We start from the raw sequence: 10,664 nt of genomic DNA on the forward strand, positions 1-10,664 counted from the left end.
TTCTCTTACATTTGCAAACTAACCTTTTTTACGTAACTTTTTAAACGAATTTAGATATGATCATAGCTGTTGACTTTGACGGTACTATTGTGGAACACCGCTATCCGGAAATCGGACGGGAAAAGCCTTTTGCCTTTGACACACTGAAAATGCTGCAAAAAGAGGGGCACCGGCTGATTTTGTGGACTGTAAGAGAGGACAAGCTGCTGGAAGAGGCCGTGGATTTCTGCCGACAGCATGGAGTGGAATTTTATGCGGTCAATACGAACTATCCGGAGGAACAGGAGGCGCATCAGCATTTCTCGCGGAAGCTGAAGGCGGATGTGTTCATTGACGACCGCAATCTGGGGGGAATGCTCGACTGGGGAAGCATTTACCGCATCATACATTACCGCCTGAAAATTGCGGATCTGGTGGCCGAAACGCTGGATGAAAGGCTGGAAGAGGGCATCGAACGCCGGAAACAGGAGAAGAAGAAAAGACAGGGCTTGTTTGGCAAGCTGTTCGGATGAGACACATCCGGAGAAGATACGAAAGAAGCTGTTTCACACGGAGCATTCCGACAGTGAAACAGCTTCTTTTATTGTATCCCTTTTGGGGAGAATTATTCTACGTAGAGCACCAGTCCCTTAAGGTATTCACCTTCCGGATGGTAGATGTTGACCGGATGGTCGCCCGGCTGGGTGAGCTGGTGAAGAATGCGCACGCTGCGTCCGCTCTGTGCAGCGGCGGTAAACACGGCGTTACGGAAGTCCTGCTTGTTCACCACCTGCGAACAGGAGAAGGTAAAGAGGATGCCGCCCGGACGTATCTTTTCGAAGGCCTTGGCATTGAGTTTGGTGTAACCGCGAAGGGCATTGCGCAGGGCATCACGGTGCTTGGCAAAGGCCGGCGGGTCGAGGATAATCAGGTCGTACTGGTCGCCCATGCGGTCGAGGAACTTGAAGGCATCTTCCGCAAAGGCCTGGTGACGGGTATCGCCGGGGAAGTTGAGGGATACGTTCTCGTTGGTCAGGTCGATGGCCTTGGCAGAGCTGTCTACCGAGTGAACGAGGTTGGCCCCTCCCCTCATGGCATAGAACGAGAAGCCGCCGGTGTAGCAGAACATATTGAGCACATTACGGCCCTTGGCATAGCGTTCCAGCAGGGCACGGTTCTCACGCTGGTCGACGAAGAAACCGGTCTTCTGTCCCTTGAGCCAGTCTACGTGGAACTTAAGTCCGTTCTCCATAGCCACGTTCTCCGGGCTTCCGCCTTTGAGGAAGCCATTTTCGGTAGCCAGCAGGTCGGCCTTGAAGGGCAGTGTGGTTTCTGATTTATAATAGATGTGCTGGATGATGTCGCCCATCACTTCTTCGAGGGCTTCGGCCACCGCCATACGGTCAAGGTGCATGCCGGCAGAGTGTGCCTGCATCACGGCGGTATGGTCGTACACGTCGATAATCAGTCCGGGCAGGTTATCGCCCTCGCCGTGTACCAGACGGTAGGTATTGTTCTGAGGATTGCCCAGCACGCCCAAGGCACAGCGGAGGTCTTTGGCCACCTGCAGGCGGCGTACCCAGAACGCGTGGTCGATGGGTTCCTGACGGAAGGAAAGCACACGCACAGCGATGCTTCCAATCTGGAAATGTCCGCAGGCAATGAATTCTTTCTTGGAGGTGTAGACATCTACTACTTCACCTTCTTCCGGCTCTCCTTCCACACGGGCGATGGCTCCGGAAAAAACCCAGGGATGGAAACGCTTGAGCGATTCTTCCTTTCCGGGTTTGAGAAATACTTTCTTATAGCTCATTTGTATGGTTTAAGTGATTAATCTTCGAGAATGTTTTCAGGAGTTTCCGTGCGTATCACGCGGTACTTGCCCGAAAGGCGAAGCTCTTCCAAGTACTGGTAAATGCGCACGCAGGCCCAGGCATCAGTAGCGGCATACAGCTGCTGCGCCTCGGTCAGGGTGTCGGCCTCCCAGTTGGAAAGGCGCTGGCTCTTGGAAATCTTTTCCTGAAAAAGGAGGGCATAGATTTTCTGCAGGCTCTTTTCTTCGATGCCAAAAGAGGCTACGTAGTCCTGCAGTTCCACCCAGTTGCCCATGCGCGGGTCTTTCTGGTTGCGACGGCGCAGCATGGCGAAATCGTCTTTCAGCGACAGGCCGATTTTGAGCACGTCGTTCTGAAGGAACTCTTCCAGAAAATCCGGCAGCCCGAGGTGGTTCAGGCGGAACAGGAAGCAGGTGTCGTAAGTAGAGACCTGCAAGAGAGCCACCTTGTTAACGGCTCCCTTCCGGAACGAAGGGCGTGTTTCGGTGTCCACCCCCACCAGTACATGGGTATTGAGGTAATCGATGGCCTTGCGGGCCTCGGCCTCGGTGTAAATCACGAAGATGCGACCGGGGAAAGAGACTTTGGGTAACTCCGCAACGATTTTCTTATCTATTTTACTCTGTAGTTCTACCATTCAGTTTACGGGTTTAGGGTTATTCGTCATCGCCCATGTCAAGGCCTTCGTAGAGTTCTTCTTCGGTGCAGTTATCTTCGTAGAGTGCGGAATCTTCCTCTTCCTGACTGCTGTGCGAAAACTGGCGGTACTTCACGTCGTGAAGGGCACGCATCACATTGACCAGGCGCTGTCCCCAGAACTCGGCAAAGAGTTCACGGCAGATGGCTAAGGAGTCGTTCATGGTGTGCTCCAGGCCCAACTGGAACACGCAGATGAAATCCTTGATGGGCTGGTAAATGTCGGCCAGGCTTTCGGAGATGTTCTGATGAATGGGGGTATCACTATAGGCCATGTCATCAAGGAACACTTCGAGGTAGTCATCGTATTCGCCCAAGAGAGAGGCGATGGAGCCGCGAAGCACTTCGTAATCGGTCTCGGTCACGAAGGTTTCCGGGTCGGCATCTTCCATCCGCTCGCAAGCAGGAAGCAACGAAGCCTTCAGGTATAAAAGGGGAAGGAGTTTCAGGGACTTGTCGACGAAATCCCGACAGCGCATATCGGAAACACGTTCCATAAATCCACAGAACTCGGCAGCCACTGTCACGAACTCGACTGCGTTTTTATCGAATATTACTTGAGAGTTTTTTTCTTCCATATTCATGCTTATTGACGTGCAAAGGTACAAAAAAAATTTCTCAGTTTTAGTTTTATTCGTACATTTGCATGTATGTTTAGTTAATTCGAATCATCATGCAAACCAAAAAAACAGATACAAGCAAAAGTGAAAAAGCGGCTGCCATGGCCGGAAAAACATGGACTATCCTGAAAAGTGAGACTACCGCGTTCGTCATCGGACTGCTCTGCGTCATCTTCGGCGTGTACTTGCTGCTGGCTTTCAGCTCGTTCTTCTTTACGGGAGGAAACGACCAGAGCATTCTGTCGCATCCCAACCCGTCGGAGCTGCTGGAAACGGGCAACCGCATACAGAACTATGCCGGAGCACGGGGAGCACAGCTGGCGCAATTCCTGATTAACGACTGCTTCGGGTTTTCGGCTTACTGTATCATTATCTTCTTAGTGGTGGCCGGCATGAAGCTGATGAAGGCGTACGAGTTCCGCATCCGTTACTGGTTCTTAGGCTGTGCCACGGTGATGGTGTGGCTCTCTGTAACCTTAGGATTTGCATTCGGAGGACTGTTAGAGAATTCTTATATTTATCCGGGGGGACTGCACGGCTACAACGTGAGCCTGTGGATTCGCTCGCAAATCGGTGCACCGGGATTGATTTTAGTGCTATTAGCTACGGCCATATTGTTCGGCGTGGCACTGACCCGACAGACCATGGGCGTGGTGAGAAAGGCGCTGCATCCGCAAAAGGGCAATAACGCGGCTATGGCAGAGGAGGTAACTCCCCAGCCGGAACCGACCTACCGAAAGCCGGTAGTGGACGAACCGGAAGTAACCGCCGCGGAGGATGAATCGGAGAAGAAGGAAAAGAAAGAAAGTTTCTGGAAGAGCTGGACGCACCGGAAACCGAAACAGAAAAAAGAGGAGGAAGAGACTCCGCAGGAAGAACCGGAGAAAGCGGCTGAACCTGTCAAGGAGGAACCGGAGAAGGTGATTGTGAAAGAGGAACCGGCACCGGAGCGCGTCATCGACCTGCCCATTGATACCGAGGAAGAGGATGAGAAGAAGCACCCTTTTGAGGTGAAGCCGGCCCTGGAGGAAGACTTCGACAAGGAAGAAGAGGAGCCGGCATTTGAGGTCAGCAACGATACCAAGGAAGAGGATCAGGCTTACCGGGGAGACGTGTCGCAGCCGTACAACCCGCGCCTGGACCTGGAGTTTTACCGCTTCCCTACCCTCGACTTGCTGAATACGTATCAGAACGACGATCCGGACATCGACATGGAAGAACAGAATGCCAACAAGAACCGCATCATCAAGGTGCTGCGCAGCTTCGGCATTGAAATCAGTTCCATCAAGGCCAGTGTGGGTCCGACCATTACCTTATATGAGATTACGCCGGCGGAAGGGGTACGTATCTCGAAAATCCGTAACCTGGAGGACGACATCGCCCTGAGTCTTTCGGCACTGGGTATCCGTATCATCGCACCGATTCCGGGCAAGGGTACCATCGGTATCGAAGTGCCAAACGCGAACCCGCACATCGTACCCATGAGTTCTATCCTGACCAGCAAGAAGTTCCAGGAAACAACCTTCGACCTGCCGGTGGCACTCGGAAAAACCATTACCAACGAGGTGTTCATGGTGGATCTGGCCAAGGCGCCCCACATGCTGGTGGCCGGTGCGACAGGTCAAGGTAAGTCTGTGGGACTGAATGCCATCGTGACTTCCCTGCTCTACAAGAAGCACCCCAGTGAACTGAAGTTCGTCATCATCGACCCAAAGAAGGTGGAATTTGCCATCTATGCGCCGATTGAGCGTCACTTCCTGGCCAAGTTGCCCGACGGAGAGGATGCCATCATCACCGACGTGACGAAGGTGGTACAGACACTGAACTCGCTGTGTGTGGAAATGGACAACCGTTACAAGCTCCTGCAGAACGCGGGATGCCGTAACATCAAGGAATATAACGCGAAGTTTATCAACCGCCAGCTGAACCCGGAGAACGGTCACCGCTTCCTGCCTTACATCGTCATCATCATTGATGAGTTCGGCGACCTGATTATGACAGCCGGCAAGGAGGTAGAACTGCCTATCTGCCGTATCGCCCAGCTGGCCCGTGCGGTGGGTATCCATGCCATCATCGCTACCCAGCGTCCGACCACGAACATCATTACGGGTACCATCAAGGCCAACTTCCCGGCGCGTGTGGCTTTCCGTGTGGCTTCCATGATGGACTCACGTACCATTTTGGACCGTCCGGGTGCACAGCAGCTCATCGGTAAGGGTGACATGCTGTACCTGCAAGGAAACGACCCCGTGCGCGTGCAGTGTGCGTTTGTCGATACGCCGGAAGTGGAACGCATCGCAGAATTCATCGGCAAGCAACAGGGCTATCCTACAGCCTTCATGCTGCCGGAATACGTGGATGAGAATGCAGAACCCAGCAGTGCTGCCGACGTGGACATGAACCGTCTGGACCCGCTCTTTGAAGAAGCGGCCCGTCTGGTCATCTACCACCAGCAGGGTTCTACTTCGCTGATTCAGCGTAAATTCTCCATCGGCTACAACCGTGCGGGACGCATCATGGACCAGCTGGAAAAGGCGGGCATCGTAGGTCCGGCCAACGGTAGCAAGGCGCGCGATGTGCTTTGTCTGGATGAAAACGATTTACAAATGAGAATGAGCAGCCTGAAGGATTAAACGGGCTGTCCTCTAACCCCTAAAAATGATTGTGACAGGTATGAAAAAAATTTTTCTTCTCGTCCTGCTGATGGGAGTCGCCTTGTGTCAGGCTGTGGCTCAACAGGACGCAAAAGCTGAAAGCATATTAAGCAAGATGGCGGACAACTACCGGAAAGCCGGCGGCATCAGTCTGACTTTTGGAGGTACACAACACGGAAAGCTGTTGCTGAAAGGCAACAAGTTCTGCCTGGAGAGCGGAGGCATCAAGACCTGGTTTGACGGAAAGACACAGTGGAGCTACGTGGAACAGAATGAAGAGGTGAACGTATCATCCCCCACCCCGGAGGAGATACAGAGCGTCAACCCGTATGCGCTGCTGACAGCCTACAAGAAGGGCTTCAACTACCGCTACGTGGGCGAAAAGACCCGTCAGGGAAAGCGGGGACATGAAATCATCCTGACCCCGAAGACCTCGCAGGACATTAAAAGCATCACACTGAACGTGAAGGAAAACAGTTCGCCCGTGTACATTGCCATCCAGCTGCAGAACGGAGAGAAACAAGAGTTTCAGATTTCGTCGTACCGCACGGGAGTGAATCTGCCCGACGCGGTGTTCCGTTTCGACAAAAGCAAGTATCCGGGAGCGGAAATCATTGATTTAAGATGACATCATCCGATGTATCGAGAATAGAACTTTGAGCTAAGTAAGAGGGGGTTTCGGCATAGATATACATGACGCTGCCCCCTTTTATTGCATCTATAATGGGGCGCGACACGGAAGTAGGAAGTGCCGGACATCCGAAGCTCCGTCCCAACCGTCCGCCACGACTGGCCACGGATGGGTCTGCGTATGTGGCCCCGTGCACCACAATGGCACGTTCGCGGGCCCGGTCGTTAATCCCTTTCTCCAGTCCGTCAAGAATGAGCGAATACCCGTTTCGTCCCTGATAGGTGGAAGCCGTCAGGTAAAAGCCCAGTGAGCTTTTGTAGGAGCCGTATTCGTTGGAAAAAGAAGTGGCATAGTTTCCACCGCTGTTCTTTCCGTGTGACACTACCGAGGAATACAGCATCCGACGGTGCTTCATGTCGAACACGTACAGACGCTTTTCCGTGGAAGGCTTGGAAAAGTCGATCAGGGTCAGTACATCGCGCTTGCGGTTCTTGATGCGGTTGTACCCCGTCACAGCCTGTTTGAAGGCCCGCCAGTTGACCACCCCCTCCAGCTGCATGGAATGGTAGAGCGACACGACCTCATCGGCCGCCTTGACCGCTGCTACAGGGGATTCAGTAGGAACAGACTCTCCTTCCACCGTGAAATACGCACAGGGGAAAGACAGGAACATGGCAGAAAGAAAAAATTTGATGATATGATTTTGCATGACTTTTTACGACCTGAAAAATATTCGGCCGCAAAGTTACGGATTTTCTGTCTTTCTTCTTCCGTAAAGAGAGTTAATTTTATAGAAATCACTCGATTACAATCACCAGTGACCGTTCCGTCGGTGCCCAGTCGTACACAAACTTGGCATGCGAGGTGGCATTGCGCACACACATGTGCGAACGGGGCGTGGTGCCCAACGACCAGCTGTATTCAATCATCGCCGTGCGAGGCACGTTGACCGGCACCCCGTGAATGTAGGCTCCGTTGGTGAAGCGGCTGGCATACGGTGCATAGCCTCCGGTGGCCGCAGAACCGTCTTTCAGGAACACCATACGCGACTTTTTCTGCTGCACCACAAACATGCCGAGCGGGGTTTCCTGTGCGTACGGCGGACGGTGCATGCCCGTAGTGGCCGGATTCATGCTGCGGATGGCCCAGGTACCTTCTTCCAGACGTTCCAGGGTGGCAATGTTCTGGTCGCCCCGGTCCACCACGACCACGTGGTTAAACTGTGTACTGTCGGACAAGAGTTTGACGTAGCGGCGCGGCACCCACCATTCTCCCTCGATGGAGACCGGTGACACGCGATAGAAACTGCCCGTCTCGCCCAGGAAAGACACCAGCGCCCCGTCGCGTCCATAGCGTTCGGGCACCAGCGTATCCGAAGGAAAATACAGCGGTACCGACTGATAGCGTTCCACTCCCAGCGTATCGGCAATGCGCCGGTACACATTCTGCGTGTATTTCCGCACCAGCGGAGCTTCACGGTTCACATTCTTGTAATTCTGGAATATCGCCCAGCGGTTGGCATCGTACTGAAGATTCTCGATAAAAGCCAGGCATTTGCGTATGGCATCCCATTTGAATGAACGGACGGTGTCCTGATACGGATACTCATCCTTCAAGGTGTATTTGTCAAAAAGAAGTTCCTTCGCCAAGATGATGTCGGCAGCGGTCAGCGGTTTACGCTCAAACGGCAGAATCTCTTCCACCTCCATGCTGTCGGGAGATGCCGTCTCCGACACGATGGGTTGCGACATCGGTTGTTCCACCCCACGGCCTGCTTCCTCCCGGCAACCGCAAAGGAGACACAAGAAGCATATTAAGCCTGTCAGTCGTTTCATAATGAAGGGTTATAAGGTTGGAACAAAGATAATAATTTTTACTAAAAAACCGCAGGAAAATGCAAAAAATCAGCGACTTTATGTAAAGAAAGTACGACTTCCGGCTCTTTCTCCAATTACTCGTCCAGAATGCGGGCGGTCTCCACTTTTTCCAGTCGCGCACGCAGCTTTCCCATCATCGACTTGCGGATGCGCAGACGCATCAGGCAGTCCATGTCGTACGACTGTTCCAGTATCTCGGGCGACTCTTCCTTGACGATGCGCATGATGTCGTTCATGAAGGGATATTCGAACGCCACAGCCACGTCTTCGTCCACCGTCTTCTCGATGACCGGGGCTTCATCCAGTGCCAGCGAAGCCGCCATGCGGTAGGCCACAATCAGACCGCTCGTCCCCAGTTTAATACCGCCGAAATAACGCACCACGATGACCAGCACATCGGTCAGCTCGCGCGAGTTAATCTGCCCGAGGATGGGCTTTCCGGCCGTGCCCGAAGGCTCTCCGTTGTCGTTGGCCCGGAAATCCTTCCGTTCCGCGCCCAGCATATAGGCATAACACACGTGGCGGGCATCGTAATATTTCTTCTGGTACTCCTCCAGAAGGGACTTCACTTCGGAGAGCGTACGCACCGGCAGCGCAATGGCAATGAACTTGCTGCGCTTCTCGGTATAGATGGCTTCCGCGTTTTCCTGAATGGTCTTATAGGTATCTTCTTGCATCGTTTTTCTTCTTTCAGGTGGCAAATTTAATGATTTTTCTCGCATTTTTAAAACCGGAAAGCGTATCTTTGCTCCTGCATTAATCCCTTAAGAAACTAATGGCATGAAAAAATTACAAAAACTAACCTACTGTATGGGACTGGTTGCCGTGGCTGCACCTCATGCACAAGCTGCAACGCCCGATTCTGAAAAACCCAACATCTTGTTCATTCTCTGCGATGACATGGGATACGGCGACCTGGGATGCTACGGTCAGCCTTTCATCCAGACACCCTGCATCGACCAGATGGCACAGGAGGGCATGCGATTTACGCAGGCATACGCCGGAAGCCCCGTCAGTGCCCCGTCGCGCGCCACCATCATGACCGGACAGCACAGCGGACACGGACACGTGAGAGGCAACAAGGAGTACTGGCTGGGCGAGGTGTGGTACGGACAGAACAAGGAGTATGCCGTGACCGGACAGGAGCCGTATGACCCGCAACATATCATCCTGCCGGAAATCATGAAGAAGAACGGCTATACCACCGGCATGTTCGGTAAATGGGCCGGCGGCTACGAGGGTTCGACCTCTACTCCCGACAAACGGGGCGTGGACGAATACTTCGGCTACATGTGCCAGTTTCAGGCGCACCTCTACTACCCGAACTTCCTGAACTCCTACAGTCGTGCCGCAGGCGATACGGCCGTCAGTCGTGTGATATTAGAAGATAATATCCGCTACCCGATGAGCGGCGAAGACTATTTCAAGCGTACGCAGTATTCGGCCGACCTGATTCACCAAAAGGCACTGGAATGGCTCGACAAGCAGGACGGCAAACAGCCTTTCTACGGCTTCCTGACGTACACCCTGCCGCATGCCGAACTGGTACAGCCCAACGACTCTATCCTGAAGAAATACAAGAAACAGTTCTTTCATGACAAGACCTGGGGCGGAGATGCAGGTTCCCGCTACAACGAGAGCGTGCATACACATGCCCAGTTTGCCGGCATGATCAGCCGACTGGATGCCTACGTGGGCGAAATCCTGGCCAAGCTGAAAGAAAAAGGACTCGACGAGAATACCATCGTCATCTTCAGCAGTGACAACGGTCCTCACGAAGAAGGCGGTGCCGACCCGACTTTCTTCGGACGCGACGGTAAGTTGCGCGGCCTGAAGCGCCAGTGCTACGAAGGAGGTATCCGCATCCCGTTCATCGTGCGCTGGCCGGGAAAGGTGAAAGCCGGTGAGGTGAACGACCATCAGCTGGCTTTCTACGACATCATGCCGACCTTCTGCGAACTGGTGGGCGACAAGCGCTTCCCCAAGAAGTACCTGAACAAGAAACTGGAAGGTGACTGCTTCGACGGCATCTCTTTCGCTCCTACCCTGTTGGGAAATGACGAGGCACAGAAGGCACACGACTTCCTCTACTGGGAGTTCCACGAAACCGACCAGATTGGTCTCCGCATGGGCGACTGGAAGATGGTGGTAAAGAAGGGGGTTCCTCACCTCTACAATCTGGCAGAAGACATCCACGAAGACCACGACGTGGCTGCCCAGCATCCGGACCTCGTGAACCAGATGAAGCAGGTAATTCTGCGCGAACACCGCCCGAATGACCTCTTCCCCGTGACCTTGCCGAAATAAGATTTCACCGGAAAAACTGTAGTGTACTAAATAAGTTGACACAATTTATTTAGTAACATGCGTAA

Annotated in this window: 10 protein-coding genes; 4 read left to right on the forward strand and 6 right to left on the reverse strand. The window is 53.2% G+C overall.

Annotated elements, in window-relative coordinates; translation table 11 throughout:
• Positions 1 to 56: 56 nt before the first annotated feature.
• On the forward strand, positions 57 to 512 hold the full coding sequence (locus DXD04_RS14800; protein WP_022052506.1) for a BT0820 family HAD-type phosphatase: 456 nt from the start codon (positions 57 to 59) through the stop codon (positions 510 to 512).
• Between the two features lie 92 nt (positions 513 to 604).
• Here DXD04_RS14800 and DXD04_RS14805 read toward each other — a convergent pair whose 3' ends face one another.
• Genes DXD04_RS14805 through DXD04_RS14815 form a run of 3 tightly spaced genes read right to left on the reverse strand, consistent with a single transcriptional unit; the run spans position 605 to position 3,094 of the window.
• The gene (locus DXD04_RS14805; RefSeq protein WP_117673963.1) at positions 605 to 1,792 is read right to left on the reverse strand and encodes a class I SAM-dependent rRNA methyltransferase; all 1,188 of its coding nucleotides are present in this window, start codon (positions 1,790 to 1,792) and stop codon (positions 605 to 607) included.
• 17 nt (positions 1,793 to 1,809) lie between these two features.
• Positions 1,810 to 2,451 carry a 3'-5' exonuclease gene (locus DXD04_RS14810; protein WP_117673964.1) on the reverse strand — a complete coding sequence of 214 codons (642 nt, stop codon included), beginning with the start codon at positions 2,449 to 2,451 and terminating at the stop codon, positions 1,810 to 1,812.
• A gap of 19 nt (positions 2,452 to 2,470) precedes the next feature.
• On the reverse strand, positions 2,471 to 3,094 hold the full coding sequence (locus DXD04_RS14815) for a DUF5063 domain-containing protein (RefSeq protein WP_117673965.1): 624 nt from the start codon (positions 3,092 to 3,094) through the stop codon (positions 2,471 to 2,473).
• Positions 3,095 to 3,183: 89 nt separating this feature from the next.
• Between DXD04_RS14815 and DXD04_RS14820 the strand changes: the two genes are divergently transcribed.
• On the forward strand, positions 3,184 to 5,763 hold the full coding sequence (locus DXD04_RS14820) for an FtsK/SpoIIIE family DNA translocase (RefSeq protein WP_117673966.1): 2,580 nt from the start codon (positions 3,184 to 3,186) through the stop codon (positions 5,761 to 5,763).
• A 40-nt stretch (positions 5,764 to 5,803) separates the two neighbouring features.
• A complete protein-coding gene (gene lolA1 / locus DXD04_RS14825) occupies positions 5,804 to 6,412 on the forward strand; it encodes an outer membrane lipoprotein periplasmic chaperone LolA1 (RefSeq protein WP_117673972.1) in 609 nt (202 codons plus the stop codon).
• On the opposite strand, the gene DXD04_RS14830 is transcribed toward lolA1, so the two are convergent.
• From DXD04_RS14830 to DXD04_RS14840, 3 genes are all read right to left on the reverse strand, one after another.
• Positions 6,396 to 7,124: a murein L,D-transpeptidase catalytic domain family protein gene (locus tag DXD04_RS14830; RefSeq protein ID WP_259299568.1), complete on the reverse strand. Its 729-nt coding sequence runs from the start codon at positions 7,122 to 7,124 to the stop codon at positions 6,396 to 6,398. The genes lolA1 and DXD04_RS14830 overlap by 17 nt on opposite strands.
• Positions 7,125 to 7,212: 88 nt before the next feature.
• Complete coding sequence (locus DXD04_RS14835) at positions 7,213 to 8,250, reverse strand: L,D-transpeptidase (RefSeq protein ID WP_117673967.1); 1,038 nt, start codon at positions 8,248 to 8,250, stop codon at positions 7,213 to 7,215.
• 116 nt (positions 8,251 to 8,366) lie between these two features.
• The gene (locus tag DXD04_RS14840) at positions 8,367 to 8,969 is read right to left on the reverse strand and encodes an IMPACT family protein (RefSeq protein ID WP_117673968.1); all 603 of its coding nucleotides are present in this window, start codon (positions 8,967 to 8,969) and stop codon (positions 8,367 to 8,369) included.
• A 133-nt stretch (positions 8,970 to 9,102) separates the two neighbouring features.
• Between DXD04_RS14840 and DXD04_RS14845 the strand changes: the two genes are divergently transcribed.
• On the forward strand, positions 9,103 to 10,599 hold the full coding sequence (locus tag DXD04_RS14845; protein WP_259299570.1) for an arylsulfatase: 1,497 nt from the start codon (positions 9,103 to 9,105) through the stop codon (positions 10,597 to 10,599).
• The last annotated feature ends 65 nt before the right edge of the window (positions 10,600 to 10,664 follow it).

Source organism: Phocaeicola plebeius (assembly GCF_003437535.1).
Taxonomy (GTDB): Bacteria; Bacteroidota; Bacteroidia; order Bacteroidales; family Bacteroidaceae; genus Phocaeicola; species Phocaeicola plebeius_A.

Bases quoted from the DNA above. Each gene is read 5' to 3' on its own strand.
- DXD04_RS14820 (WP_117673966.1), top strand. From the start codon at position 3,184: ATGCAAACCAAAAAAACAGATACAAGCAAAAGTGAAAAAGCGGCTGCC.
- DXD04_RS14800 (WP_022052506.1), top strand. From the start codon at position 57: ATGATCATAGCTGTTGACTTTGACGGTACTATTGTGGAACACCGCTAT.
- DXD04_RS14845 (WP_259299570.1), top strand. From the start codon at position 9,103: ATGGGACTGGTTGCCGTGGCTGCACCTCATGCACAAGCTGCAACGCCC.
- DXD04_RS14840 (WP_117673968.1), bottom strand. From the start codon at position 8,969: ATGCAAGAAGATACCTATAAGACCATTCAGGAAAACGCGGAAGCCATC.
- DXD04_RS14810 (WP_117673964.1), bottom strand. From the start codon at position 2,451: ATGGTAGAACTACAGAGTAAAATAGATAAGAAAATCGTTGCGGAGTTA.
- DXD04_RS14830 (WP_259299568.1), bottom strand. From the start codon at position 7,124: ATGCAAAATCATATCATCAAATTTTTTCTTTCTGCCATGTTCCTGTCT.
- DXD04_RS14835 (WP_117673967.1), bottom strand. From the start codon at position 8,250: ATGAAACGACTGACAGGCTTAATATGCTTCTTGTGTCTCCTTTGCGGT.
- DXD04_RS14805 (WP_117673963.1), bottom strand. From the start codon at position 1,792: ATGAGCTATAAGAAAGTATTTCTCAAACCCGGAAAGGAAGAATCGCTC.
- DXD04_RS14815 (WP_117673965.1), bottom strand. From the start codon at position 3,094: ATGAATATGGAAGAAAAAAACTCTCAAGTAATATTCGATAAAAACGCA.
- lolA1 (WP_117673972.1), top strand. From the start codon at position 5,804: ATGAAAAAAATTTTTCTTCTCGTCCTGCTGATGGGAGTCGCCTTGTGT.